This window comes from Gryllotalpicola reticulitermitis, assembly GCF_042651345.1.
Taxonomy (GTDB): domain Bacteria; phylum Actinomycetota; class Actinomycetes; order Actinomycetales; family Microbacteriaceae; genus Gryllotalpicola; species Gryllotalpicola reticulitermitis.
Map to the genome: position 1 here is coordinate 444,710 of NZ_JBHSCN010000006.1, position 26,762 is coordinate 471,471.

The 26,762-nt window shown below is 67.7% G+C and carries 25 protein-coding genes and 1 pseudogene; 7 read left to right on the forward strand and 19 right to left on the reverse strand.

Annotated elements, in window-relative coordinates:
* Positions 1-41: 41 nt before the first annotated feature.
* From ctaE to ACFOYW_RS15535, 5 genes are all read left to right on the forward strand, one after another.
* Positions 42-683 carry an aa3-type cytochrome oxidase subunit III gene (ctaE, locus tag ACFOYW_RS15515; protein WP_390230868.1) on the forward strand — a complete coding sequence of 214 codons (642 nt, stop codon included), beginning with the start codon at positions 42-44 and terminating at the stop codon, positions 681-683.
* 57 nt (positions 684-740) lie between these two features.
* On the forward strand, positions 741-1,571 hold the full coding sequence (gene qcrC / locus ACFOYW_RS15520; protein ID WP_390230870.1) for a cytochrome bc1 complex diheme cytochrome c subunit: 831 nt from the start codon (positions 741-743) through the stop codon (positions 1,569-1,571).
* Between the two features lie 38 nt (positions 1,572-1,609).
* Entirely contained in the window at positions 1,610-2,698 is a 1,089-nt protein-coding gene (qcrA, locus tag ACFOYW_RS15525) for a cytochrome bc1 complex Rieske iron-sulfur subunit (protein WP_390230872.1), read from the forward strand.
* A complete protein-coding gene (gene qcrB, locus ACFOYW_RS15530) occupies positions 2,695-4,338 on the forward strand; it encodes a cytochrome bc1 complex cytochrome b subunit (protein WP_390230875.1) in 1,644 nt (547 codons plus the stop codon). Before qcrA ends, qcrB begins: the two co-directional genes overlap by 4 nt.
* Positions 4,339-4,464: 126 nt before the next feature.
* Entirely contained in the window at positions 4,465-4,992 is a 528-nt protein-coding gene (locus tag ACFOYW_RS15535; RefSeq protein WP_390230878.1) for a hypothetical protein, read from the forward strand.
* 104 nt (positions 4,993-5,096) lie between these two features.
* Here the strand turns inward: ACFOYW_RS15535 and ACFOYW_RS15540 are convergent, their stop codons facing one another.
* From ACFOYW_RS15540 to ACFOYW_RS15560, 5 genes are all read right to left on the reverse strand, one after another.
* Positions 5,097-5,516 (reverse strand): cytochrome c oxidase subunit 4, encoded by a 420-nt coding sequence (locus ACFOYW_RS15540; RefSeq protein ID WP_390230880.1) that lies wholly within the window; start codon positions 5,514-5,516, stop codon positions 5,097-5,099.
* Positions 5,517-5,521: 5 nt separating this feature from the next.
* The gene (gene ctaD, locus ACFOYW_RS15545; RefSeq protein ID WP_390230883.1) at positions 5,522-7,234 is read right to left on the reverse strand and encodes an aa3-type cytochrome oxidase subunit I; all 1,713 of its coding nucleotides are present in this window, start codon (positions 7,232-7,234) and stop codon (positions 5,522-5,524) included.
* 13 nt (positions 7,235-7,247) lie between these two features.
* Positions 7,248-8,156: an aa3-type cytochrome oxidase subunit II gene (ctaC, locus tag ACFOYW_RS15550; protein WP_390230886.1), complete on the reverse strand. Its 909-nt coding sequence runs from the start codon at positions 8,154-8,156 to the stop codon at positions 7,248-7,250.
* Positions 8,157-8,370: 214 nt separating this feature from the next.
* Positions 8,371-8,754 (reverse strand): HesB/IscA family protein, encoded by a 384-nt coding sequence (locus tag ACFOYW_RS15555; protein ID WP_390230889.1) that lies wholly within the window; start codon positions 8,752-8,754, stop codon positions 8,371-8,373.
* A 49-nt stretch (positions 8,755-8,803) separates the two neighbouring features.
* Positions 8,804-10,210, reverse strand: a complete 1,407-nt coding sequence (locus ACFOYW_RS15560) for a dipeptidase (protein ID WP_390230892.1) — start codon at positions 10,208-10,210, stop codon at positions 8,804-8,806.
* 39 nt (positions 10,211-10,249) lie between these two features.
* On the opposite strand from ACFOYW_RS15560, the gene ACFOYW_RS15565 reads away from it, so the two are divergent.
* Together ACFOYW_RS15565 and ACFOYW_RS15570 are read left to right on the forward strand one after the other, a co-directional pair.
* Complete coding sequence (locus tag ACFOYW_RS15565; protein ID WP_390230895.1) at positions 10,250-10,849, forward strand: DUF3043 domain-containing protein; 600 nt, start codon at positions 10,250-10,252, stop codon at positions 10,847-10,849.
* 10 nt (positions 10,850-10,859) lie between these two features.
* Entirely contained in the window at positions 10,860-11,786 is a 927-nt protein-coding gene (locus tag ACFOYW_RS15570; protein ID WP_390230898.1) for an RNase H family protein, read from the forward strand.
* Between the two features lie 23 nt (positions 11,787-11,809).
* On the opposite strand, the gene ACFOYW_RS15575 is transcribed toward ACFOYW_RS15570, so the two are convergent.
* The 14 genes and pseudogenes from ACFOYW_RS15575 to murC form a co-directional block, all read right to left on the reverse strand.
* Positions 11,810-12,445 carry a hypothetical protein gene (locus ACFOYW_RS15575; RefSeq protein ID WP_390230901.1) on the reverse strand — a complete coding sequence of 212 codons (636 nt, stop codon included), beginning with the start codon at positions 12,443-12,445 and terminating at the stop codon, positions 11,810-11,812.
* 53 nt (positions 12,446-12,498) lie between these two features.
* The gene (locus tag ACFOYW_RS15580; RefSeq protein WP_390230903.1) at positions 12,499-13,536 is read right to left on the reverse strand and encodes a quinone-dependent dihydroorotate dehydrogenase; all 1,038 of its coding nucleotides are present in this window, start codon (positions 13,534-13,536) and stop codon (positions 12,499-12,501) included.
* Between the two features lie 27 nt (positions 13,537-13,563).
* Positions 13,564-14,019, reverse strand: a complete 456-nt coding sequence (gene nrdR / locus ACFOYW_RS15585) for a transcriptional regulator NrdR (protein WP_390230905.1) — start codon at positions 14,017-14,019, stop codon at positions 13,564-13,566.
* 10 nt (positions 14,020-14,029) lie between these two features.
* Complete coding sequence (hisD, locus tag ACFOYW_RS15590) at positions 14,030-15,358, reverse strand: histidinol dehydrogenase (protein WP_390230908.1); 1,329 nt, start codon at positions 15,356-15,358, stop codon at positions 14,030-14,032.
* Between the two features lie 57 nt (positions 15,359-15,415).
* On the reverse strand, positions 15,416-18,949 hold the full coding sequence (dnaE, locus tag ACFOYW_RS15595; protein WP_390230911.1) for a DNA polymerase III subunit alpha: 3,534 nt from the start codon (positions 18,947-18,949) through the stop codon (positions 15,416-15,418).
* A gap of 109 nt (positions 18,950-19,058) precedes the next feature.
* Positions 19,059-19,979, reverse strand: a complete 921-nt coding sequence (locus ACFOYW_RS15600) for an RluA family pseudouridine synthase (RefSeq protein WP_390230913.1) — start codon at positions 19,977-19,979, stop codon at positions 19,059-19,061.
* Complete coding sequence (lspA, locus tag ACFOYW_RS15605; RefSeq protein WP_390230916.1) at positions 19,966-20,571, reverse strand: signal peptidase II; 606 nt, start codon at positions 20,569-20,571, stop codon at positions 19,966-19,968. Before lspA ends, ACFOYW_RS15600 begins: the two co-directional genes overlap by 14 nt.
* Positions 20,561-21,214 carry a DivIVA domain-containing protein gene (locus ACFOYW_RS15610; protein ID WP_390230918.1) on the reverse strand — a complete coding sequence of 218 codons (654 nt, stop codon included), beginning with the start codon at positions 21,212-21,214 and terminating at the stop codon, positions 20,561-20,563. The genes lspA and ACFOYW_RS15610 overlap by 11 nt, the downstream gene beginning before the upstream one ends.
* A 120-nt stretch (positions 21,215-21,334) precedes the next feature.
* Positions 21,335-21,631, reverse strand: a complete 297-nt coding sequence (locus ACFOYW_RS15615; RefSeq protein WP_390230921.1) for a YggT family protein — start codon at positions 21,629-21,631, stop codon at positions 21,335-21,337.
* Between the two features lie 63 nt (positions 21,632-21,694).
* Entirely contained in the window at positions 21,695-22,210 is a 516-nt protein-coding gene (locus ACFOYW_RS15620) for a cell division protein SepF (RefSeq protein ID WP_390230924.1), read from the reverse strand.
* A gap of 55 nt (positions 22,211-22,265) precedes the next feature.
* Positions 22,266-22,982 (reverse strand): YggS family pyridoxal phosphate-dependent enzyme, encoded by a 717-nt coding sequence (locus ACFOYW_RS15625; RefSeq protein WP_390230927.1) that lies wholly within the window; start codon positions 22,980-22,982, stop codon positions 22,266-22,268.
* A 12-nt stretch (positions 22,983-22,994) separates the two neighbouring features.
* On the reverse strand, positions 22,995-24,164 hold the full coding sequence (gene ftsZ / locus ACFOYW_RS15630; protein ID WP_390230930.1) for a cell division protein FtsZ: 1,170 nt from the start codon (positions 24,162-24,164) through the stop codon (positions 22,995-22,997).
* A gap of 134 nt (positions 24,165-24,298) precedes the next feature.
* Complete coding sequence (locus tag ACFOYW_RS15635) at positions 24,299-25,309, reverse strand: cell division protein FtsQ/DivIB (protein ID WP_390231421.1); 1,011 nt, start codon at positions 25,307-25,309, stop codon at positions 24,299-24,301.
* Positions 25,298-26,729: pseudogene (gene murC / locus ACFOYW_RS15640) on the reverse strand (UDP-N-acetylmuramate--L-alanine ligase); the annotation flags it as partial. The gene ACFOYW_RS15635 and the pseudogene murC, both read right to left, overlap by 12 nt.
* Positions 26,730-26,762: the final 33 nt, after the last annotated feature.

Here is a 26,762-nt window from a genome sequence, read left to right on the forward strand (position 1 = left end):
GGGATCCTATCGGGCGCAAGCCCCCCTTCGATTCGGACATAATGGGGTTTGTGACGAGCACCTCCATTACTCAGCAGGCGGCCCCAGTCGTCTCCCGACCCAACGTCGTCGCGGTCGGAACGATTGTCTGGCTCGGTAGCGAGGTGATGTTCTTCGCAGGCCTTTTCGCGATCTACTTCACCCTGCGTTCGACCTCTCCCGACCTCTGGGCGATCTCGACCCCGCACCTCGATGTGCCGTGGGCGACCGGGAACACCATCATCCTGGTGATCAGCTCGTTCACCTGCCAGTTCGGCGTCTTCGCCGCTGAGCGCCTGCAGGCACGCAAGCTCGGTGGCGCGTTCAACCTCGCCAAGTGGGGCATGGTCGAGTGGTTCACGCTCAGCTACGCGCTGGGTGCGATCTTCGTCTGCGGCCAGATCGTCGAGTACGCGAACATGGTCCACGAGGGCATCTCGATCAGCGCGTCCGCCTACGGCAGCGTGTTCTACCTGACCACCGGCTTCCACGCCATGCACGTCACCGGCGGCCTCATCGCGTTCCTGCTCACGATCGGGCGCGCCTTCGCGGTCAAGAAGTTCGGTCATAAAGAAGCGACCACCGCGATCGTCGTGTCGTACTACTGGCACTTCGTCGACGTGGTGTGGATCGGTCTCTACCTCGTCATCTACGTCCTCAAGTAAGCACCTCCTCACGTAAAGCACCACGTCACGTAAGCACCTCGGAGAAGTCCACTTCACATGGCAAAGCTGAACCAGCCGACGACCAGCGGGAAGAAAACCCGCCAGCGCAAGACCGGCCGCCGTCACCCACTCGCCACCTTCGCGCTGATCGCTATCGGCCTGGGGCTCACCGGCGGCGTCTACGCCGCCGCGAACGCCGCACCGTCAGCCGCATCCGCTGACACGGCCGCCGCGTCGCAGCAGCAGATCCAGCAGGGCAACAAGCTCTTCGAGGCCAACTGCGCCAGCTGCCACGGCATGAACGCCGTCGGCACCTCCGCCGCGCCCAGCCTGATCGGCGTCGGCGCGGCCGCCGTCGACTTCCAGGTGGGCACCGGCCGCATGCCCATGGCCATGGACGGCCCCCAGGCCGAAGAGAAGCCGCCGCAGATGACGGACGCGGAGACGAAGGAGCTCGCGGCGTACGTCGCCTCCCTCGCCCCGGGGCCGGCGATCCCTTCGCAGCAGTACCTGAACGGCGATGGTGACGCCGCCGCCGGTGCGCAGCTGTTCCGCATCAACTGCGCGATGTGCCACAACGTCGCAGGCGCGGGCGGTGCGCTCACCGAGGGCAAGTTCGCTCCCCCGCTGAAGGGCGTGAGCCCGGTCCACATCTACGAGGCCATGCTGACCGGCCCGCAGAACATGCCGGTGTTCAACGACCAGAACATCACGCCTTCGCAGAAGGCCGACATCATCACGTACCTGACGTATCTCGAGAAGAACCCGTCGCCCGGTGGTTTCTCTCTGGGTGACCTCGGCCCTGTCGCCGAGGGCCTCTTCCTCTGGATCTTCGGTCTCGGTTCGATCGTGGGTCTCGCCGTGTGGATCACGGCCAAGTCCAACTGATCGATCGACGCCATAACAGCAGCGCATGAAGGAGAGCAATGGCACAGGACGATAGCGGCAGCGTAGAGCTCGCCGGGACTTCGTCGACAGCCGTCGAACACCCGGCCGAGCACGAGCGCCTCGGCGACCCGGGCATCGGCGTCGTCGTGGCGGACGCGCCGGTCAACCCCGGCTTCCCCGCACACCGTCCCCGCGTGACGGACCTCGACCCGAAGCGGAACCGCCAGGCCGAGCGCACGGTGTTCACCTTCTTCTACCTGTCCATCGCCGGCAGCGTCTGGGCCATCGCGGCCTACATGGCCTTCCCGATCGAGTCGGGCAACATCAGCGACGTCCGCACGTCCACGCTGTTCATCGGTCTCGGAATGGTCTTCGCGCTGCTCGGCATCGGCATCGGCGCGGTGCACTGGGCCAAGACCCTCATGGCAGACCACGAGGGCATCGACATCCGTCACCCTGTCCGCGGCACGGAAGAGACGCGCGAGCGCGTCATCGAGATCTTCGAAGAGGCCAACCAGGAATCCGGCTTCGGTCGGCGCACCCTGATCCGCAACTCCCTCATCGGTGCGCTCGTCGCCTTCCCGCTCCCCGCGGTCGTGCTCTTCCGCGGTCTCGCGCCCCAGAACGAAGACCCCGTGAAGGAGCTCAAGCAGACGATGTGGGCCAAGGGGGTGCGCCTCACGAAGGACCCGACCGGCCTGCCGATCAAGGCCTCCGATGTCACCATCGGCTCGGTGTTCCACGTCATCCCCGACGGCCTCAACGACGCCCCCGACATGCTCGACCAGAAGGCGAAGGCGGCTGTGCTGCTCATGCGCCTCAAGCCGCAGGACCTGCACGTCTCCCCCGACCGCAAGACCTGGAACTACCACGGCATCGTCGCCTACTCCAAGATCTGCACGCACGTCGGCTGCCCGGTCGCCCTGTACGAGCAGCAGACCCACCACCTGCTCTGCCCGTGCCACCAGTCGCAGTTCGACATCACGCACGAGGCCCGCGTCATCTTCGGCCCGGCCGGTCGCCCGCTCCCGCAGCTGCCGATCACGATCGATGACGAGGGCTACCTCGTCGCGCAGAGCGACTTCCACGAACCCGTCGGCCCGAGCTTCTGGGAGCGCAATTCATGAGCACGAGCACTGAAACTCCTCGCATCAAGCGCGACGGATTCTTCGGCGCTACCGCCAACTACCTCGACGAGCGCACGAGCATCTCGGCGGTCGTCAAGGAGTTCGGGCGGAAGATCTTCCCGGACCACTGGTCGTTCCTGCTCGGCGAGGTCGCGCTCTACAGCTTCGTCGTCATCCTGCTCACCGGCACCTTCCTGACGTTCTTCTTCCAGGCGTCGATGGCCGAGGTCGTCTACAACGGCTCGTGGGTGCCGCTCAAGGGCATCCAGATGTCCGCTGCGCTCAACTCGACGCTGAACATCAGCTTCGACGTGCGCGGTGGCCTGCTCATGCGTCAGATCCACCACTGGGCGGCACTGCTGTTCGTGGCGTCCATCGGTCTGCACATGCTCCGCATCTTCTTCACCGGTGCATTCCGCAAGCCTCGCGAGCTCAACTGGGTGATCGGCTTCACGCTGTTCATCCTCGCGATGGCCGAGGGCTTCACCGGCTACTCGCTGCCCGACGACCTGCTCTCCGGCAACGGTCTGCGCATCATCTCGGGCATGATCGAGGGCATCCCGCTCGTCGGCACGTGGATCAACTTCCTGCTCTTCGGCGGTGAATACCCGGGCACCGCGATCGTCGGGCGCCTGTACACGCTGCACATCCTGCTGCTGCCGGCGCTCGTGCTCGCGTTCATCGCGATCCACCTGGTGTTCGTGGTCGTGCACAAGCACACCCAGTTCGCAGGCCCGGGCCGCACGCAGAACAACGTGGTCGGCTACCCGATCCTCCCCGTGTACGCGGCGAAGGCCGGCGGCTTCTTCTTCATCGTCTTCGGTGTGATCGTGCTGATGGCGACGTTCTTCACGATCAACCCGGTGTGGGAGTACGGGCCGTACGACCCCTCCCCCATTTCGGCCGGTACGCAGCCTGACTGGTACATCGGCTTCGCCGACGGCATGCTGCGCCTGATGCCGCCTCACCTCGAGACGTACTGGCTGCACCGCACCTGGTCGTGGTTCATCATCATCCCGATCGCGATCCTCGCCATCTTCATCGTCCTCGTCGCGGTCTACCCGTTCATCGAGGCGTGGGTCACGGGTGACAAGCGTGAGCACCACATCCTCGACCGCCCCCGCAACGCTCCGACCCGCACGGCCATCGGGGCCGCCGGCGTCACGTTCTACGCAGCGATGTGGGCAGCGGCCTCCGGTGACCTCATCGCGACGCACTTCAAGCTGACGATCGAGGGGGTCACGCACACGATCCAGCTGTCGCTGATCCTCGGGCCGATCCTCGCCTACTTCGTCACCAAGCGCATTTGCATCGCTCTGCAGAAGAAGGACCGCTCGCTGGCCCTGCACGGCTACGAGTCCGGCCGCATCGTGCGCCTCCCCGGTGGTGAGTTCATCGAGGTCCACCAGCCCCTCGACGAGTACCAGCGCTGGCACCTGGTCAGCCAGGAGGGCTACGCGCCGCTCGTCGTGCGCCCCGACGCTCGCGGCCGCATCTCGTCCGTGACCCGCTTCCGCGCCTCGATGTCGCGCTGGTTCTTCGAGGACCGCCTGACCCCGCTGTCGCAGACGGAGATCGAAGCCGCCGGCCACCATGGCCACGGCGACGAAGACGGCCCCGCGCTCGAGGCGGCTCACTAGCCGACAGACCGCTAAAGACGGGCACGGCTGCAGATTCTGCAGCCGTGCCCGTTCTGCGTATCTCCGCTCAGTCAGCACGTTGATGCAATGGGCAGGAGTAGCTTGCACGGCAAGGGAGGCACTGTCATGAAAGCAGGGAGCATTGCAGCCGTCGTTGTCGTGGCATGCGCCATCGCCGTCGCCGCGGCCGGTATCGGCGTGGCGCAGGCAGCCCCGCCATCGAGCGCCGCACGGAGCCACGTCGACGCCGTGGCCACCGGTGCAGTCCGCTCCTCCCCTGCCCCGTCGTCAGGTGCCTCGGTCCCGCCACTCCCCGTCAGCGACGCTATCGCGCTGCCGACCAGCCCGCAGAGCCGTCCTCAGGGGGCGATCGAGTACGCCACAGGGTGGCGCCTGGACAAAGCGGCCGGGAACAGCGTCGTGATCACCGTCTGGGGGCCGGGTAGCGGCTGCACGACGCTGGACTACGTCGACGTGGCCGAGACCACCACAACGGTGACGATCGGCGCGTATGAGTACTTCACGCAGCCCAACGGCACCGCGTGTGATGCGTCGCTCAAGTCGGAGACGGGAACCGTCGAGCTCGCGACGCCCCTCGGCACTCGGACGCTTCTGCACGCCTCGGTGCCGGCTGAACCGCAGCCGACCGGCTGACTCTCCGGGTCCGCAGCACCGACAAGGCACTGAGCCGCGCCGAACTACGACGGAGCCCCTCGCCGCCGTAGCGGGAGGGGCTCTGTAACGCGCTGTGGGCGCGTCTAGCGGGCGAAGTGACCGCGGTAGTACTCGTAAACCCAGCCGACCAATGCGACGAGCAGCAGCGGCGCGCCGATGAAGGCGATCCAGATGCCGACAGCAAGGCCGAGCGCCACGACGGCGATCGCAGCGCCGAGGATGAACGGCCACCAGCTCCAGGGGCTGAAGTGACCCATCTCGGGATCGGCGTCGTCGATGTTCGCGTCGAGACGGTCCTCGGGCAGTAGACCCCCGAAGCCCTTCGCGGTGCGGCCGAGGAAGAAGCCCAGGAACACACCGAGCAGGGCCGACAGGGTGAGCGCCACGGTACCGACGTACTCGATGTGACCGTGGTAGTACTCCAGCGACCACAGCGAGTAGACGACGGCCATCAGGCCGAAGAAGATCGCGAGGATCCAGAAGATAACCGAATTGGCACGCATGTCAGTTAGCTCACCTTGGCCGGGGTCGTACGGGGCGGGAGGGGTTCAGGCTCGACGAATGTGCCTGCGGCTTCGGGGTGGTTCAGGTCGAATGCCGGGGACTCCGAACGGATGCGCGGGATCGAGGTGAAGTTGTGCCGCGGCGGCGGGCAGCTGGTCGCCCACTCGAGCGAACGCCCATAACCCCACGGGTCGTTCACGGTCACCTTCGGTGCGGTACGGGCCGTGATGTACACGTTCAGCAGGAACGGAATCATGGACACCGCGATGATCATCGCGCCGAACGTGGACAGCTGGTTCATCCAGGTGAACCCGTCGGAGGCCGCGTACGTGTAGTACCGGCGGGGCATGCCGACCACGCCCAACCAGTGCTGGATGAGGAACGTGGTGTGGAAGCCGATGAACAGCAACCAGAAGTGCCACACCGCGAGCTTCTCGTTCAGCATCTTGCCGGTCCACTTCGGCCACCAGAAGTAGAAGCCCGAGAACATCGCAAACACCACCGTGCCGAACACCACGTAGTGGAAGTGCGCCACGACGAAGTACGAGTCGGACACGTGGAAGTCCAGCGGCGGCGAGGCGAGGATCACACCGGTGAGCCCACCGAAGGTGAAGGTGACCAGGAAGCCGATCGCGAACAGCATCGGCGACTCGAATGTCAGAGACCCGCGCCACATCGTGCCGATCCAGTTGAAGATCTTCACACCCGTCGGCACCGCGATGAGCATCGTCATCAGCGAGAAGAACGGCAGCAGCACCGCACCGGTGACGTACATGTGGTGCGCCCACACGGACACTGACAGCGCCGCGATCGAGATCGTCGCGTAGATCAGGGTCTTATAGCCGAAGATCGGTTTTCGGCTGAAGACAGGGAACACCTCCGAGACGATGCCGAAGAACGGCAGCGCGATGATGTACACCTCGGGGTGGCCGAAGAACCAGAACAGGTGCTGCCACAACAGAGCTCCACCATTGGCCGCATCAAAGATATGCGCACCGAAGACACGGTCGGCGCCGGCGCCGAAGATGGCCGCGGCGAGAACCGGGAACGCGAGCAGCACCAGGATCGAAGTGACCAGGGTGTTCCAGGTGAAGATCGGCATGCGGAACATCGTCATGCCCGGCGCCCGCAAGGTGATGATCGTCGTGATGAAGTTCACGCCACCGAGAATCGTGCCGAAGCCCGAGATGCCGAGTCCGAAGAACCAGAGATTGCCGCCTAAGCCTGGTGAGAACGTCGAGTTGGCGAGCGGCTCGTAGGCGAACCAGCCGAAGCTGGCCGCGCCCTGGGGGGTGAGGAAGCCGGCGACCGCGATCAGCGACCCGAAGTTGTAAAGCCAGTACGCGAGTGCGTTCAGGCGCGGGAACGCGACGTCAGGGGCACCGATCTGCAACGGCATGATCGCGTTCGCGAAACCCGCGAAGAGCGGGGTGGCGAACATGAGCAGCATGATCGTGCCGTGCATCGTGAACAGCTGGTTGTACTGCTCACGCGTCGGCACCACGTCGAGACCCGGCTCGAACAGCTGAGCACGGATGACGAGGGCCATCACGCCGCCGATGCAGAAATACACGAAGGACGTGACGAGGTACATGTACGCGATCGTCTTGTGATCCGTCGACGTGATCCAGTTGACGAGGATGTTGCCCTTACGGTCGAAGTTGTTCTTCGTGTAAGGCAGCGCTGGGGTGGTACGGGTCGCTGTTGCAGAAGTCATTGTCGTTGTCGCCTCAGTCGGTTCCGTTGCTGGTCTCGTCAGAGTTGCTGCCGTTACCGGGAAGGTTGTTGTTGCGGTTGTACTGGTCACCCAGCGACCCGACGTTGCCCTCGGCGCGCAGCTGCGCGATGTGGGCGTCGTAGTCGGCCTTCGAGACCACCTTCACACGGAAGAGCATCGCCGAGTGGTACTCACCGCACAACTCGGCGCAGTCGCCCTTGTACGTGCCGATTCGCGTCGGCGTCACGTACATGTGGTTGACGTGACCCGGGATCACGTCTTTCTTGTAGAGGAACGCGGGCACCCAGAAGGAGTGGATGACGTCACGCGACTTGAGCGTGATGTCGATCTTCTCGTTCACGGGCAGGTAGAGCGTCGGCAGCTCGGACTCGATGACGTTGCCCTGCGTGGCCGGCTGGCTGGCGTCGGGCGCCGGCTGCGCCTGCTCGCCCGGGTCGTAGACGTTGTCGCTCGTGTAGTCCCAGTCCCACGCCCACTGCTTGCCGTACACCGTGATGTTGAGGTCGGGGTGCGCGTAGGGCTTCTCGATCGCGTCCTGGTCCTGCGCGGTGAACGTGAAGAACCCGATGATCAGGATGAGCGGCACGATCGTGTAGAAGATCTCGATCGGCATGTTGTAGCGCACCTGCACCGGAAGGCCGGTCTGGCCCGCGCGCCGGCGGTAGACGATGACGCACCAGATGATCAGCGCCCACACCACGATGCCGACGATCAGCAGCACGATCCAGCTCGTCACCCAGAGGCCGGAGACCCGGCTCGTCATGGTGGTGACGTCTTTCTCGCCGGCGACGAAGCCGGGAAGGAACCCATGCAGCTGCTCCTGGGAGCAACCGGCGAGTACCAAAGTGAGCGCTGCTGCGATCGGGATCGCGGCCCATCGGAAACGACGAGTGTGACGCACCGGTGACCTTTCGTGTGAACGTTGGGGGACCTTCGCTTAGCCTAGCGCTCTCCCACGGCCCGCTCGGCGCTGGGGCGGCTTTGCACGGCTCCTGAAACGCGTTCAGGCCGCCCCGAAAGGCGGCCTGAACAGATGAATCTCGTTGGGCGGGGCAACTTCTACATCGCGTACAAATCGGCGCGTCGATGCCGAACGGATGCCCCGCCCGCGGCGCTCAGTGGAAGCTGTCGCCACACGCGCACGAACCCTGCGCGTTGGGGTTGTCGATCGTGAAGCCCTGCTTCTGGATCGTGTCCTCGAAGTCGATGGTCGCGCCGTCGAGGTACGGCTGGCTCATCTTGTCGACGATCACCTCGACGCCCTCGCCGAACTCCACGACCCCGTCGCCGTCGAGCTGTCGCTCGTCGAAGTAGAGCTGATAGATCAAGCCCGAGCAGCCGCCCGGTTGAACCGCGAGGCGCAGGCGCAGGTCTTCGCGGCCTTCCTGCACGAGCAGGCTCTTCACCTTGTCGGCGGCGTTGTCGGTGAGGAGGACGCCGTGCGCCCTCTCGTCCGTCTGGGGTGCCAGGGTCTCAGGTGCCACTGCGGTGTCGGTCATGCCGGCCTCCTTATCACGTAGGTCTGTCGCAAGTGTAAGCAGTGATGGCTCACGAGCGGCGGTTAAGGCGCGCGAGCAGGAGTGCCTCGGTGAGGATCGCGCGCTTGAACACGCCGAGGTGCAGCGATTCGTTCGGGCTGTGCGCCCGCGTGTCGGGGTCCTCGACGCCCGTGACCAGGATCTGCGCCTCGGGGAACACGCGAACGAGATCGGCGATGAACGGGATGGAGCCGCCGATGCCGGCCTCGACCGGCTCGGTGCCCCAGGCATCCGTCATCGCCTGCTTCGTCTCCGCGACGGCCCAGCCGCTGGTGTCGACCAGGAAGGGGTCGCCGCCCTCGATGTCGCTGAACTCGAGGTGCGCACCGAACGGGGCGTTCGCCGTGAGGTGCGCGAACAGCGCCTCGCGCGCCTCGTCGGAGCTCTGCCCCGGCGCGACGCGCATGCTGATGCGCACCGTCGCCTGCGGCACCAGCGTGTTCGACGCGTTGGCGATCGACGGCGCATCGATGCCGGTGACCGTGATCGACGGCTGGAACCACAGGCGGCTCGGGACGGTCCCCGTTCCGATGGCGGCGACGCCCGGCTTGAAGGCGGCGGATGCCTTGAGCTCGGCCTCGTCGAACTCAGGGGTGGCGGCCTCGTGGCTCGTGAGGCCCGCGACGGCGACCGACCCGTTCTCGTCCCACAGGGTGGACAGCAGCTTGACCGTCGCGAGCATCGCGTCGGGGGCGGCCCCGCCCCACATGCCCGAGTGGGACGCGTGCTCGAGCGTCGACACGGTGAGGTTGAAGGCGCACGCACCGCGCAGCGCGACGGTGAGACTCGGCGTCTCTGCGTCCCAGTTGTCGCTGTCGGCGACGACGATCAGGTCGGCGGCGAGGGCGTCGCGGTTGTCCTCGACGAAGTTGACGAAGGAGTGGGAGCCGTGCTCCTCCTCGCCCTCGATGAAGACCGCGAGGCCGAGCTCGAGGTCGCCCGCGGCCTCGGCGAGCGCCCGGATCGCGGCGACGTGCGCCATGACGCCCGCCTTGTCGTCTGCGGCGCCGCGGCCGTAGAGGCGATCGCCCTGAACAGTCGGCTCGAACGGCTTCGTCTGCCAGTCCGCGTCGTTCCCCGGCGGCTGCACGTCGTGGTGCGCGTAGAGCAGCACAGTCGGGCGCCCGTTCTTCGCGGCGCGCCGTGCGAGCACGGCCGGGTGACCCAGCTCGCCGTCGGGGAAGCCCGCCTTCTGCGCGCGCTTCACGTCGACCGCGTCGAAGACGCCCGTGCCGCGCAGCAGTTCGGCGACGGCGTCGGCGCTCTGCGCCACGAACGCCGGGTCGAAGGCAGGCCAGGACACGGAGGGAATGCGCACGAGGGCGCCGAGGTCGGCGATGGCGGCCGGCAGGCCCCCCGCCACGGCTTCGGCAACGCTGTGATCAATAGGGGAAGCTGAGGGGGCGGCATCCGTCATGCGGCTAAGCTTAATCAGATAGCCAAACCGAGGATTCCCGTGCCCAACCGCTCGAAAAACCAGCAACCGACCGACGCCAGCGATGCCGCGCAGGCCGAGGCCGACGCCATTCGCATCGGCAAAGGCCGCGCCACGCCCAGCCGTCGCGAGCGCGAAGCCGCGCGCCGCCGCCCGCTTGTCCCCGCAGACCGCAAGGTCGCGCGCGAAGCCGACCGCGAGCGCATGCGCGTCGAGCGGCAGCGACAGCAGGCCGGCCTCGCCGCGGGCGACGACCGCTACCTTCCCGCTCGTGACAAGGGTGTGCAGCGCCGCTACGCCCGCGATTACGTCGATGCGCGGTGGAGCGTCGGCGAGTTCCTCGTTCCGGTGGTCGTCATTCTGCTGCTCTCGACCTTCCTGCCGTTCCCGAGCCCGATGAAAGAGTCCATCTCGTCGTACGTGCTCTTCGTCGTGTGGGGCTTCTTCATCATCACCGTCATCGACTGCTTCGTGATGGGCAGTCTGTTGACGCGCCGCCTGCGCGAGAAGTACGGCGAGGCCGAGCGCGGCCTGCGTTGGTACGCATCGATGCGCACGATCCAGATGCGCTTCATGCGCATGCCGAAGCCCCAGGCCAAGCGCGGGCAGTACCCCGCGTGACCCGCGGCGCGTGACCCTGGTCGCCGCCGCCGACGGCTCCGCACTCGGCAATCCCGGGCCGGCCGGCTGGGCGTGGTACGTCGACGACTCGTGCTGGGCTGCCGGCGGCTGGCCGCACGGCACGAACAATCAGGGCGAGTTGATGGCGGTCATCGACCTGCTCGCACAGACGGCTGACGCCGGACTCGCGAGCGAACCGCTCAAGGTGCTGTGCGACAGCCAGTACGTGATCAACACGGTCACCAAGTGGATGCCCGGCTGGAAACGCAAAGGGTGGCGCAAGGCCGACGGCTCCCCCGTCATGAATCTCGAGCTCGTGAAGCGCCTTGACGAGCTCGTCACCGGGCGCGAGGTGGTGTTCGAGTGGGTCAAAGGACACGCCGGTCACGACCTGAACGAGGCGGCAGACGCGCGTGCCCGCGCGGTCGCCACGGCGTATCAGCGCAAGACCGCGATTCCGTCGGGGCCCGGGTGGAACCGAACGGATGCCGGGGCCACGGCACCCGCCGCCGCAGCGCCGTCAGCAGCCACTGCGCCCGCCCCGCGCACCGCGGCCGCGCCGGCGTTGTTCGACGTCGACGAGCCTGCTGAACCTGACGAGGACATCGTGGTGCGGCTTGAGACGTCGCTGCTCACGCGCAAGGTGCGCAGCGACGCGTCGCGCGTTGCCGCGCTGCTGCACCCCGACTTCGAGGAGATCGGCTCGTCCGGGCGCCTCTGGGATCGCGAGACCACGATCCAGGCGCTCGTCGAGGCGCCGGCGTCGGGCGCCGAGCTGACGAGGGTGCTCAGGGTGTCGCGCATCGCATCCGATGCGCTGCTGCTGGTCTTCGAGACGGCAGCTGCACATGGCGCCGCGCGCCGTTCCTCGGTCTGGCTGAAGACGAGCTCCGGCTGGAGACTCCGCTTCCATCAGGGCACTCCTCTCACCGAGTAGCCCGGCCGCCCTGCGCTCCGGGGTCAGAATCGGAGCACGCGGCCGCCGGTGGTGCTCACCTTGATCGGCGAGATCGCGGCGAGGCGCGTCCGCGTGGGGAACCACGGGCGCCCCGGAGTGACGAGGATCAGCAGGCCGTGCACGTCGCCGACCGGCGCGAACGACTCCCCCGGCTCCCCCGCGTACGGACGGATGCCTGTATCTCCGAGGTCGCGAGCTGCGGCGAGCACGTCGGGCACCGCGACCCCGATCTCGCTCACGCAAAGGAGCTGCTCGGGCCCGAATCCGCCGGGCGCCGCAGTGGCGAGATCACGCCGCTCGATCAGCTCGAGGACCGACCCCGCCGGCCCGTCGAAGTAGAGCGACCGCGAGTTCCACCGCGGCGGCCCCTCGAACTCGACTTCCCCCGCGAGGTCGAGCAGACTCGTGCGCGGCTCGATCCAGGCCCGCGCGGCGGCGAATGATCCGGTCGGGATCGTGAAGGCGATGTGGTGGAACCCCGGTGAGTCGGCATCGTCGTGGAAGACCAGCACGGTCGACCCCGCCGCGACCGTCACCTCGCCGGGTTCGCGCACGACATGCAGTCCGAGCCTGTGCTCGTAGTAGTCGGCGGTCTCGCTCAACTCGCGCGTGCGCAGGACCGCGTGCAGGATCTCCATCGACCCACCTCCGCCGTCAGTCCACACCCATCGGCGGCCGGGCGCCAGACGTGCTACTTGTGAAGCAGGCGGTCCAGACCCCGGTTGATGGAGCGCGCCCACAGTGGGCCGCTGTAAATGAACTCGGAATAGCCCTGCACCAGCGTGGCGCCGGCCGCGAGCCGCTCAGCCACGTCTGCGGCCGTGCGCACGCCGCCGACCGAGATGATGCACATCGTCGCCGGCACGTGCCGGCGCAGCAGCGTCAGCACCTCGAGCGCGCGGCGGGCGAGCGGGGCACCGGAGAGGCCGCCGGCCCCGAGGGACGCGATGTACGAAGCATCCGTCTTGAGCCCCAGGCCGTCGCGCGCGATCGTCGTGTTGGTCGCGATGATTCCCTCGAGGCCGACCGACACGGCCAGCTCGGCGATGCGCACGATCTCGTCGTCGCTGAGATCCGGCGCGATCTTGACGAGCACGGGCGTGCCCGCAGCGTGCTCCTTCACGGTGGCGAGCAGCGGGGCGAGCTTGTCGATCTCCTGCAGCCCCCGCAGACCTGGCGTGTTCGGCGACGACACGTTGACGGCCAGGTAGTCGGCGACGGGAGCGAGCACGGCCGCGGAGGTCTCGTAGTCAGGCAACGCGCGGTCGACGTCGACGGCACGGCTCTTGCCGATGTTCACGCCGAGCACCGGCCGGGGGCGCAGTCGCTCCAAGTGGCGCAGACGCTGCGCGGCCGCTTCCGCGCCGTGATTGTTGAAGCCCATGCGATTGATGAGGGCGCGATCGGGAATCAGGCGGAACAGGCGCGGCTTCGGATTGCCCGGCTGCGAAAGCGCGGTGAGCGTGCCGACCTCGACGTGACCGAAGCCGAGGCCGCCGAGGCCCATGACGATCTTGCCGTCTTTGTCGAAGCCGGCCGCCATGCCGAACGGGGTCTCGAAGGTGCGGCCGAGCGTGTGCACCGACAGATCCGTGCGCGGCCGCGTGAAGTCGTGCAGCGAGCGGGACAGGCCGAGAGCCTGGATCACCTGCAAGAAGAGGTACGCGAGGTGGTGGGCCCGTTCCGGGTCCATGCGCTTGAAGACGAGGTTGAAGATGATCCGGTACATGCCGGGGTCAAGAATATCGGCGTTCGGCTATGCGCCCGCGTGGTCGCGGCGCAGCTGCCCGATCGCCGACTCGAAGTCGTCGAGCGAGTTGAACGCCTGGTAGACGCTCGCGAATCGCAGGTAGGCGACCTCGTCGAGCTCGCGCAGCTCGGGCAGCACGGCGATGCCGATGTCGTTGGCGTCGATCTGCGACGCGCCGGTCGCGCGGATCGTCTCCTCGACCTTCTGCGCGAGCACCGCCAGGTCACTGTCGGTCACCGGGCGCCCCTGGCACGCCTTGCGCACGCCCGAGATCACCTTCTCGCGGCTGAACGGCTCCACGACGCCCGAGCGCTTGATGACGTTGAGGCTCGCGGTCTCGATCGTCGAGAACCGGCGGCCGCAGTCGGGGCACTGCCTGCGCCGCCTGATCGACAACCCGTCGTCGCTCGTTCGGGAGTCGATGACGCGGGAGTCTGGGTGACGACAGAACGGGCAGAACATGGCGTACACCCTACAGAGTCTTGCTCCGATCAAGCATCGCCTCGAACCGCGCTGTAACCGCTTCGCCGTGGGCCGGCAAAGCCTCGGCGGTCGCGACCGCGACGATGTGCCCGTGAACGGATGCCAGCGCCGCCCGGTCGTATTCGATGATCTGCTGCGGCCGCAGGAACGAGTACGCACCGAGGGCTGACGAGAAACGCGCGGCGCCGCCCGTCGGCAGCACGTGGTTCGAACCCGCGATGTAGTCGCCGAGACTCACCGGTGAGTAGCCTCCGAGGAAGATCGCCCCGGCATCCGTGATGTTCGCGAGCGTCGCGTGCGGGTCGGCGGTGTGCAGCTCGAGGTGCTCGGGGCCGTACGCGTTGCTCACCGTTGCCGCCGCGACCTCGTCGTCGACGAGCATGATCGCCGACTGCGGACCGGCCAGCGCAGTAGCAGCGCGCTCTGAGTTGGCGGTCACGGCGACCCGCTGCTCAAGCGCCCGCTGCACGGCATCCGCCAGCTCCGCCGAATCGGTGACCAGCACGCTCGCCGCCGCCTCGTCATGCTCGGCCTGGCTCAGCAGATCGGCCGCGACCAGCACCGGATCAGCCGTCCGGTCCGCGATGACGAGGATCTCGGTCGTGCCGGCCTCGGCATCGATGCCGACCACGCCGCGCACGAGCCGCTTGGCCGCGGTGACGTAGATGTTCCCGGGCCCGGTGATGACCTGCACCGGTGCGAGCCCCTCGTCGGGCACGCCGTAGGCAAGTGCCCCGATCGCGCCGGCGCCGCCCATGGCCCACACCTCGTCGACGCCGAGCAGCCCTGCCGCCGCGAGGATCGTGGGGTGCGGAAGACCGCCGAACTCCTTCTGCGCGGGGCTCGCGATCGCGAGCGACGGCACCCCGGCCGCCTGCGCCGGCACCACGTTCATGATGACGCTGGACGGGTAGACCGCCTTGCCGCCCGGCACGTAGAGGCCGGCACGGCTGACGGGCTGCCAGCGCTGCACGACGCTCGCACCGTCCGCGAGCGTCGTCGTGCGCGACGGCGGCACCTGAGCGGCGCTGCCCTGCCGCACTCGCGCGATCGCTTCGTCGAGCGCGGCACGCACCTCGGGAGCGAGCCCGTCGACGGCCGCCGCGATCGCAGCGGCCGACACGCGCAGGTGATCAGGCCGGATGCCGTCGAACCGCTCGGACTGGGCCAGGAGCGCCTGCGCGCCATCGTGCCGCACCGCCTCGATCAGCTCGGCCGCGGCGTCGCTCGCGCGCGCGATGTTGAGGGCGGGTCGGGGCACCAGGGTGCGGAGATCGGCGGTGGCCAGATCGATTCCGCGCAGGTCGATCGTGCGCATGATGAAGCTCAGCCTATCGAGGCCGGACCGCGCGCGCCGACGGGCAGGTATGTTCCGCTACACCAGGCTTCCCGGGCCCAACAGGCCCTTCAGCTCGCCGTAGAGGTCTGGGGTGACCGCCACGTGATAGTCCGGCAGCTCGTAGACGCGCTTCACGCCGAGCTCCGGATACTTGAGTTCGAGCTTCACCTCATTGCCGCCCGCGTGCCGACGGAAGATCTCGCCGAGTTCACTGGCGCGGCTCTCCGTGTAGCGCTTGTCGATCATCGAGATCACCAGCGGACTGGTCGGCGCGTCGCCTTGCTCGAACTGCAGCGTCATCAGGTTGTACGCGTGCAGGTTCATGCCGTCGTCGCGCATCGACACCCTGCCGCGCACCGAGACGATGGAGTCGCCGACGAGCGCCGGTGCGAACTCCTGGTACGCCTTGCCCATGAACATGACCTGCAGCTCGCCGCTGAAGTCCTCGACCGTGATGATGCCGTACTGGTTGCCCGACTGCTTCGCGACGCGATGCTGCACGCCGGTGACGAGGCCGGCGATCGTCACCTGGTCGCCGTCCTTCGTCGCGTCGGACCCCGTGAGGTCGGCGACCGAGGTCGACGCCTGCTTCGCCAGCTCCAGTTCGAGGCCGGCGAGCGGATGGTCGGACACGTACAGACCGAGCATTTCGCGCTCGAACGCCAGCTTGTCGCGCTTGTTCCACTCGGGGCGTACCGGCACGATCGAGATCGGGCCGGTGCCCGAGGCATCCGTCATCAGCATGTCGAAGTCGAAGCCCGCCTGACCCGTCGCCTCGACCCGCTTCTCGTTGACGACCGACTCGACCGCGCCCTCGTGGATCTCGAGCAGCGCGCGGCGGCTCGCGCCGAACGAGTCGAACGCGCCGGCCTTGATCAGGGACTCGACAGTCCGCTTGTTCGCGACGTGCAGCGGCGCCTTCTTCAAGAAGTCGTGGAACGATTCGAAGCGGCCCTTCTCAGAGCGCGCCGCGACGATGCCGTCGACGACGTTCATGCCGACGTTGCGGACGGCGCCGAGACCGAAGCGGATGTCCGAGCCCACAGCGGCGAAGAATCCGATCGACTCGTTCACGTCCGGCGGGAGCACCTTGATGCCCATGCGACGGCACTCGTTCAAGTAGAGCGCCATCTTGTCCTTCGAGTCGCCGACGCTCGTGAGCAGCGCCGCCATGTACTCAGCCGGGTAATGGGCCTTGAGATACGCCGTCCAATACGAGACGACGCCGTATGCGGCGGAGTGCGCCTTGTTGAACGCGTAGTCGGAGAAGGGGAGCAGGATCTCCCACAGCTTGTCCATCGCGGCCTTCGAGTAGCCGCGCTCCTTCATACCGTCGTAGAAGCCCGCCTGCTGCTTGTCGAGCTCCGACTTCTTCTTCTTGCCCATCGCGCGGCGCAGGATGTCTGCCTGGCCGAGCGAGAAGCCGGCGACCCGCTGCGCGATCGCCATGACCTGCTCCTGATAGATGATCAGGCCGTAGCTCGTGTCGAGGATGTCCTTGAGCGGCTCCTCGAGCTCGGGGTGGATCGGGGTGACCGGCTGCAGACCGTTCTTGCGCAGCGCGTAGTTGATGTGCGAGTTCGCGCCCATCGGGCCCGGCCGGTACAGCGCGATGAGCGCCGAGATGTCCTCGAAGTTGTCGGGCTTCATCTGGCGCAGCAGGGCGCGCATGGGGCCGCCGTCGAGCTGGAACACGCCGAGCGTGTCGCCGCGGGTGAGCAGGTCGTAGGCGGGGCGGTCATCGAGCGCGAGCGTCTCGAGGTCGAGCTCGGTGCCCGTGTTGGCCTTGATGTTGTCGAGGGCGTCACTGATGATCGTGAGGTTCCTGAGGCCCAGGAAGTCCATCTTGATCAAACCGAGCGACTCGGCCGCCGGGTAGTCGAACTGAGTGACGATCTGCCCGTCCTGCTCCCGCTTCATGATCGGGATGACGTCGATGATCGGGTCGCTCGACATGATGACGCCCGCGGCGTGGACGCCCCACTGGCGCTTCAGGCCCTCGAGACCCAGTGCAGTGTCGAAGACGGTCTTCGCCTCGGGATCGCTCTCGACGACCGCCCGGATCTCGACGGCCTCTTTGTAGCGCGGGCTGTCTCTGTCGAAGATCTGGTACAGCGGGATGTCTTTGCCCATGACCGCGGGCGGCATGGCCTTCGTCAGCTTCTCGCCCATGGAGAACGGGAAGCCCAGCACGCGGCCGGCGTCTTTCAGCGCCTGCTTCGCCTTGATCGTGCCGTACGTGACGATCTGCGCGACGCGCTCGGCTCCGTACTTCTCTGTGACGTACTTCACCGCCTCGAGGCGGCGCCGGTCGTCGAAGTCGACGTCGAAGTCGGGCATCGAGACGCGATCGGGGTTGAGGAAGCGCTCGAAGATCAGGCCGTGCTCGAGCGGGTCGAGGTCGGTGATGCGCATCGCGTAGGCGGCCATCGAGCCCGCGCCCGACCCGCGGCCGGGGCCCACGCGGATCCCGTTGTTCTTCGACCAGTTGATGAAGTCCGCGACCACGAGGAAGTACCCCGGGAAGCCCATCTGCGTGATGATGCCGATCTCGTAGTCGGCCTGCTTCCGCACCGTCTCGGGGATGCCGGCCGGATAGCGGCGCTCAAGGCCGGAGTTCACCTCTTTGACGAACCAGCTGTCTTCCGTCTCACCCTCGGGCACCGGGAACTTCGGCATGTACTTGCCCGTCGACAGCTCGAAGTCGACGTTGCAGCGCTCTGCGATCGCGAGCGTGTTGTCGCACGCCTCGGGGTGATCGCGGAAGATCTGCCGCATCTGCTCGGGGGTCTTGAGGTAGAACTCGTCCGCGTCGAACTTGAATCGGTTCGGGTCGTTCAGCGTCGAGCCGGACTGCACGCACAAGAGCGCCGCGTGGCTCGTGTGATCATCGGCGTGCGTGTAGTGGAGGTCATTGGTCGCGACGAGCGGAAGGCTCAGATCTTTCGCGAGTTTGATGAGGTCGCTCATGATCCGCCGCTCGATACCGAGCCCGTGGTCCATGATCTCGGCGTAGAAGTTGTCCTTGCCGAAGATGTCGCGGAAATCGGCGGCTGCCGCGACGGCCTCTTTGTACTGGCCGAGTCGCAGTCTGGTCTGCACCTCGCCCGAGGGGCACCCGGTGGTGGCGATGATGCCCTTGCCGTATTGGCTGAGCAGCTCACGGTCCATGCGGGGCTTGAAGTAATAGCCCTCCGTCGACGCGTACGACGACAGGCGGAACAGGTTGTGCATGCCCTCGGTCGTCTCGGCGAACATCGTCATGTGCGTGTACGCGCCCGACCCCGAGACGTCGTCGCCGCCGCCGTCGCCCCACCGCACGCGCGTCTTGTCGGTGCGGTGCGTGCCCGGCGTCAGGTACGCCTCGACGCCGATGATCGGCTTGATGCCCTTGCCCGTCGCCTGCTTCCAGAAGTCGAAGGCACCGAACATGTTGCCGTGGTCGGTGATCGCGACGGCCGGCATGCTCTGCTCGACGGCGGCGTCGAGCAGCTGCCCCACGCGCGCGGCGCCGTCGAGCATGGAGTACTCGCTGTGCACGTGCAGATGGACGAACGAGTCGGAAGCCATAGGGACGATTCTCCCCCAGTGCCGTCGGATCGCCGGGGCGCTACACGCCCGGTCGGCGCGACACGCTTCAAGCGCTGCCTGAAGGTTTCGCCGGGAACGGCTCGGGGGGCTAGGACGCGGCGAGCACGTCGAGGGCGTGCTGCAGGTCTGCCGGGTAGTCCGTTCTGAACTGCACCCATTCGCCGGTCCCGGGGTGCTCGAACCCGAGCTGCACGGCGTGCAGCCATTGGCGGGTCAGCCCGAGCCGCGCGGACAGGGTCGGGTCGGCCCCATAGAGCGCGTCGCCCGCGCACGGGTGCCGTTGCGCCGCCATGTGGACACGGATCTGATGCGTGCGCCCCGTCTCGAGGTGGATCTCGAGCAGGCTCGCCGCCGGAAATGCCTCGATCGTCTCGTAGTGGGTGACGGATGGCTTGCCGGTCGCCGTCACCGCGAACTTCCAGTCCGATTTCGGATGCCTGCCGATCGGAGCATCGATCGTGCCGGCGAGCGGGTCCGGATGCCCCTGCACGACCGCGTGGTAGATCTTCTCGACCGTGCGGTCGTGGAACGCGCGCTTCAGCATCGTGTAGGCGTACTCGCTCTTCGCCACCACCATGAGCCCCGACGTTCCCGCGTCGAGGCGATGCACGACGCCCTGCCGCTCCGCGGCCCCTGAGGTCGAGATGCGGTAGCCGGCTGCGGCCAGCGCGCCGACGACCGTCGGCCCCTCCCAGCCGACCGACGGATGCGCCGCGACCCCGAAAGGCTTGTCGACAACGACGAGATCGTCGTCGTCGTGCACGATGGTGAGCTCCGGAACCGGGATCGCCTCGACGACCGGCCCGCGCCGCTCTTCCCACGAGACCTCGAGCCACGAGCCGGCCATGAGCTTGTCGCTCTTGCCGACCTGGTGCCCGTCGAGCCGGATGCCGCCGGCGGCTGCGACGTCTGCCGCGAACGAACGTGAGAAGCCCAGCAGCTTGGCCACCCCCGCGTCGACGCGGGCGCCGTCGAGCCCGTCGGGAACCGGGTAGCTACGCGTCTCCACCGTCGTGCTCTTCCGAGTGCGTGTGCTCTTCCGGGCGGGTGGGATCGTCCGAGTGCGTGGAGGCGTCCGGGCCTTCGTGGGCTTCGACCGTGCGTCGCCCGTCCAAGCCGATGCCCCGCAGCGTCAGGATCAGGAACAGCGCCATGGCGGCGACGATCGCCGAGTCGGCGAGATTGAAGATCGCGGGCAGCAGGGGGATCTTGATGAAGTCGACGACTTCACCCTGGCCGAAGGCCGGCGGCCTCAGCAGCCGGTCGGTCAGGTTGCCGAGCAGGCCCCCGAGCAGCAGCCCGAAAACAACGCCCCACGCGACCGAGCGCAAGCGACGGGCGTACCAGATGACGAACGCGAAGACCCCGATCGCGATGATGGTGAAGATCCACGTCGAGTTCGTGCCGATCGAGAAGGCCGCCCCCGGATTGCGCGTGTAGATGAAGACGAGCAGGTTCCCGAGAATGGGAACCCGCTCGTCTTCGGTGAGGTGCGTGACGACCAGCGCCTTGGCCACCTGATCTGCTGCGTAGATGCAGACGGCGACTGCGGCGAGGACGACGATCGCGCGAACGCTGACCTTCGCCGGGCTACGCTCCAAAGCCCTGGTAGCTCGGCGCCGGCGCGTTCTGGCCGGTGGCGGGGGCCGACGAGCCGGACGCGTCGAGGTCCTTCAGCTGGCCCTCGATGTAGCTCTTCAGCTTCGCGCGGTAGTCGCGCTCGAAGGTGCGCAGCTCGTCGATCTTGGTCTCAAGGGCAGCGCGCTGCTTGTCGAGGACCGCGATCTGCTCCTTCTGCTTGGTCTCGGCCTCGGCGACGAGACGTGCAGCCGTGGCGTGGCCGTCGGCGATGAGCTCGTCGCGCTTGGCCTTGCCCTCGGCGACGTGCTCTTCGTGCAGGCGACGCGCGAGCTGCAGCAGGTTGTTGGTGCTCTGCGTCTCGTCGATCGGCGCGGGCGCCGCGACCGGCATGGCCGTGGTCGGCGCAGGAGCGGCGGCGGCCGGAGCTGGAGCGGGCACGGGAACCGGTGCGGCCGGGGCCGAGCCACCACCGCGCTGCAGCTCCGCGACACGCGAGTCGGCCGCGACGAGGCGCTGCTTCAGCTCGTCGTTCTCCTGGCCGAGACGACGCAGCTCGACGACAACCTCGTCGAGGAAGTCATCGACCTCGTCCTGGTCGTAGCCCTCGCGGAACTTCGTGGCCTGGAACCGCTTGTTGACTACGTCTTCCGGAGTAAGCGCCATGGCTTTCCCACCCTTAGCTTTCAAATCGGGACGTCAGGGACGTTTTGACCAAACTTAGCAAATCAGACCTGCCTGAATGACGATCCAGAGCAGGTGACCCGACCGCGCGGCCGGGGTGGCTTACTTGAACGCTTCGGCCACGTACATCACGATGACACAGCACAGCATCGTGATCGACCACCCGAAATCGAGCGCGACGGGCCCGAATGAGACAGGCGGCAACAGGCGGCGGAACAGCCTGATCGGCGGGTCGGTCACCGTGTAGACGGCCTCGGCTGCGACGAGCCCCGCTCCGCGGGGTCGCCAGCCCCGCCGCACCGCGCGAACCAGGTCGAGCACGAACCGCGCCCACATGGTCAGGAAGTAGATCAACAGGAGGTAGTAGACGACGTTGGCGACGACGCTGACGGCAGACACCCTCAAAGTATTGCGGAGGACGAGAACGGATGCCTGGACAGACGCCGCACCGGCCGGCCGCGCCTACGCCTGAGCGAAGAAGGAGCCCTCGGCGCCCTCGGTCGTCTTCTGCTCGCCGAGCACGGAGACGTGCTGCGGGGACAGCAGGAAGACCTTGTTGGTCACGCGCTCGATCTTCCCGAGCAGGCCCTGCGACAGTCCGCTCGCGAAGTCGATCAGGCGGCGCGCGTCGCCGTCGTTCATCTGCGACAAGTTGATGATGACCGGGATGCCGTCCCGGAATGCCTCGGCGATCGCCTGCGCGTCGCGGTACTGGCGGGGGTGCACCGTCAGGATCTCGTTCATCTCGGGTACCGCCTGTGCTCGAACGGGGGTGTTCTTTCGGATGGGGACCACCGGGGCGCGCTCGGCGCGCTGCTGGGGCGCAGGTGCAGGGGCCACGGGGGCCGCCTGCTGCTGCGGGGCACGCTGCTGTGCGTGCTGCGCCGCTGCGCCGTCGCGCGGCTGCTCGTCCTCGTACTCGAACTCTTCGTCCGCCAGGCCGAGGTAGACCATGGTCTTCTTGAGCGGGTTCGCCATTTCCGTCCTCCGTCGCAGTGCTGATCCAGCGAACTCTGCCGCTGACCGGGCCAGATTAACGCGGCGCCGGGCGTGAACCTGTGATTGCCGTGCCGATGCGAAGGTGTGTCGCGCCTTCAAGGACCGCCGCACGGAAATCCGCCGACATGCCGGCCGAGATGTCACGTGCGTCCGGCGCGAGCGCGCGCAGCCGGTCCGACGCCGCGCGCAGACGCTCGAACGCCGCCCGCGGGTCCTCGCCGAGCGGGGCGACCGCCATCACGCCACGCAGACGCAGGCCTGGCGCGGCGAGAGCGTGCTCGGCGAGCGCCTCGAGACCGGCGGGGGCCACGCCGCCGCGGCCCGGATCGTCCGTCAGGTTCAGCTGCAGGAAGATGTCGACCGTGTTCTCAGCCGCAGTCGGCTCGCCGGCCCGGGTCGCGAGAGCGTCGACGAGCGCGGGGCGGTCGACGGAGTGCACGATGTGCGAGTAACGACGCACCTGGCGCGCCTTGTTCGACTGCAGCTGGCCGATGAAATGCCACCGGAGCCCCTCGAGCTCTGCGAGCTCCGCCGACTTCGCGAGTGCTTCCTGGTGGCGGTTCTCCCCCACGTCGCGCACCCCGAGCCCGTACAGCTCGCGAATGAGAGTCGCCGGGTGGAACTTCGTCACGACGATGGTCGTGAGAGCGCCGGGGTCGCGGCCGGCCGCGCGTGCGGCATCCGCGATCTCGGCGCGCACCGCCGCGAGCCGGTCTGCGAGCTCAGGCAACCGGTCTGCGAGCCCAGGCAAGCTGTCGTGTTTCTACTTGAGGAAGTCCGGGATATCGATGCCGTCGGCGTCGTCGAAGTCGCGGTCGGCGGGCAGCGCGGGCCGCTCAGGCGTGGCGGTCGGCTCCCAGGCGGCGACGGGGAGGTCCTCGGGGGCGAGGGCCTGCGTGTCCTCCTGCGGGGCGGCGTGCTGGCCCTGCGTGATCGTGTAGGTCTCGGGTTCCCGAGCGGCGGGCAGCTCGGACTTGGTGCTCGGCTCGCCGCCGTCGAAGCCGGCCGCGATCACGGTCACGCGCACCTCGTCGCCGAGCGTGTCGTCGATGACGGTACCGAAGATGATGTTCGCCTCGGGGTGCACGACCTCCTGCACGAGGCGGGCCGCGTCGTTGATCTCGAAGATGCCGAGGTTGCTGCCGCCCTGAATCGACAGCAGCACGCCGCGCGCGCCCTCGATGGATGCCTCGAGCAGCGGGCTCGCGACCGCGAGCTCCGCCGCTTTGATCGCCCTGTCTGCGCCCCGTGCCGAGCCGATGCCCATGAGCGCGGACCCGGCGCCCTGCATGACCGACTTCACGTCGGCGAAGTCCAGGTTGATGAGGCCGGGGGTCGTGATCAGGTCGGTGATGCCCTGCACACCGGCGAGGAGCACCTGGTCGGCCGTGGTGAAGGCCTCCATCATGCTGATGCCCCGGTCGCTGATCTCGAGCAGCCGGTCGTTCGGGACGACGATGAGGGTGTCGACCTCTTCCTTGAGGCGCGAGACACCTGCCAGAGCCGAGTCCATGCGGCGCTTGCCCTCGAAGCTGAACGGCTTCGTGACCACACCGATGGTCAGTGCTCCTATCGACTTCGCGATCCGCGCGACGACGGGCGCGCCGCCGGTGCCGGTGCCGCCGCCCTCGCCCGCGGTGACGAAGACCATGTCGGCGCCGGCGAGCGCCTCCTCGATCTCCTCCGCGTGGTCCTCGGCGGCGCGGCGCCCGACCTCGGGGTCAGCACCCGCACCGAGGCCGCGGGTGATCTCGCGACCGACGTCGAGCTTGACGTCGGCGTCGCTCATCAGCAGCGCCTGAGCGTCGGTGTTGATCGCGATGAACTCGACCCCGCGCAGGCCGAGCTCGATCATGCGGTTGACGGCGTTGACGCCGCCACCGCCGATGCCGACCACCTTGATGACGGCGAGGTAGTTCTGGTTAGTGCTCACGCTCTGGCCTCCGCTGGGAACTTTCAACCTCAGGTAGAAGGTAAAAGTTATGCTCGGTATGCATTTCCTTCAGACCCGAGAGTACGGCCCCTTGCTCGGCACGGACCCCAAGTTCGGGCGCGTGTCGCGCGGATTCAGCGGGTGATCGGAGCCTCTGGGCTCGAGACGTCGTAGGTGTGCGCCGCGCCCGCACCTTTCAGCAGAGCCTGAAGGTCCTCGGTCTTGAGCTGGAGCTGATCGGCACTCCCCCACACGACCGTCTTGCCGCCCGCGAGCGACAGCGTCACGTCGTTCGGGCTCGTCGCACTCGCGGCCGTCACCTGCGATCGAACGGCGGCCGGAAGTGCCGCGATGACGGATGCTGCGGCCGCATAGCCCGGCGACGACTCCGGCTGCTGCCCGGCCGTGAGCGTGACCATGGGGTAGCCCGCCTGCGGCTTCGCGGCCGCCGCGAGCACGACCCCGGCCTGGTCGACGAGCTCGTAGCTCGAGCCGGACTTGACGACGGCCAGTGGCGTCCGCTCCGTGATCCGCACCACGAGGGTCGACGGCGGCTCGAGCTCGGTGCTGTACGACTCGATCAGCCGGAAGTCGTCGAGTGCGTGCCGAACGTCCGAATTGCGCACGAGCGGCAGCGGCTTGCCGAGCTCGGCGCGCAGGGCCTGCTGCACCTGCGCCGCCTTCACCCCGTGCGCGCCCACGACATCGATGTGGCGCAGTGCCATGAGCGGCGAATACGCGGCACCGACGGCGCCGCCGATGACGAGAACGACGAAAGCTGCGCATGCGAGCTGGATCTGCCGGCGTCGGCGCGTGCGCGCCGTGAAGCGACGGGCCTCGTTGCGTTCGACGCGGCGGCGCTCCCCCGCGGCGCGGCGCACTGAGCGCCACGTGTCGAGGCGTGAGCCCGGGGCATCGGCCGGGGCATCCGCCTGCGCCGCAGGCTCCCGCTCGCTCTCCGGCGCCTGCGATGCAGACGCCGGGCTCGGATCCGGCTCGGCGCGCTCGGCCGGCGGCCACGCGAAAGGCTCGTCGCGATCGCGCGGGCGGACACGGCGCTCGCGGACACGCTCGGTCTCGTGCTCGCTCTCGGTGACGGAGGCCTGCGGCGACGGCCGCTGCGCCGGACCGGTGGGTCGCCGCATCCGCTCAGCCCTTCGCCGGCAGCTGCCGCTCGGCGGACTGCAGCGCGTCGATCAGCTGGGGGACGATCAGGTTGACGTTCCCGCAGCCGAGGGTGATGACGAAGTCGCCCGGGCGCGCCACGGCCGCCGTGAAGTCGGCGGCCTGCTGCCAATCGGGCAGGTACTCGACCTTCGCCCGGTCGCGAAAGCGCGCCGAGACGAGCTCTCCCGTCACGCCGGGCACCGGGTCCTCGCGCGCCCCGAACACGTCGAGCACCACGGTCTCATCGGCGTAGGTCTCGAGCACATCGGCGAACTCGCCTGCGAGTCGCTGCGTGCGGCTGTAGGTGTGCGGCTGGTGCACGGCGATGATCCGGCCGTCGCCCACGACCGAGCGCGCCGCTTCCAGAACCGCGCGCACCTCGGCCGGGTGATGCGCGTAGTCGTCGTAGACGCTCACGCCGCCGACGATGCCGTGCAGTTCGAACCGCCGATGCGTTCCGCCGAACGACTCGAGGGAGGAGATCGCGGTCTCAGGTGCAACTCCGAGCGCGGTCAGCACCGCGAAGGCGCCCGCCGCGTCGAGGGCGTTGTGCCGGCCTGGCACGCGCAACTGCGCCGAGTACTCGGCCCCCTGCCAGCGCACCGTGAACGAGACAGGACCCTCGGCGGTGATCGACACGACGCGCACGTCGGCGCTCTCGTTCTCGCCGAAGGTCACGACGCTCGTGTTGCTGATGCGCGGGCGCACCGCCTGCGCGCCCGGATCGTCGGCGGAGATCACGACGAGGTCGCGCGCTCGGTCGGCGAAGGTCACGAACGCCTCCTCGACCGCGGGGTACGAACCGTAGTGATCGAGGTGGTCGTCGTCGATGTTGAGGATGAGCGCGATCGCCGTGTCGTAGAGCAGGAATGAGCCATCGGATTCGTCCGCCTCGATCACGAACAGATCGGAGTCGCCGTGACCGGCGCTCGTCTCGAGCCCTTCGATCACCGCGCCGTTGACGAAGCTCGGTCGCTCGCCCGCCGCGAGAAGTGCGGTCGCGATCATGCCCGTGGTGGTCGACTTGCCGTGCGCGCCGGCGACCGCGACGAGCCTGCTGCCCCGCGTCAGCCACGCGAGCGCCTGCGAACGATGCAGAACCGGGATGCCGTGCGCGAGAGCGTACTGATACTCCGGGTTGTCCTGCCAGAGGGCACCTGTGACCACGAGCACATCGGCGTCGCCGACGTTCGCCGCGTCGTGCCCGACGTGGACGGTCGCGCCCAGGGCCGCGAGGGCGCGCGTGTACTCGCTGTCAGCGCGGTCAGAGCCCGTGACACGGATGCCCGCAGCCAGGAACAGACGCGCGATGCCGTTCATGCCGGAGCCGCCGATGCCCACGAAGTGCGCGCTGCCGATCGTGTCGGGCAGCGGCATCGTCAGGTCGGGCTTGATCACGGGTTCCAGTATCTCCTTGCTGTGCTGAACGTC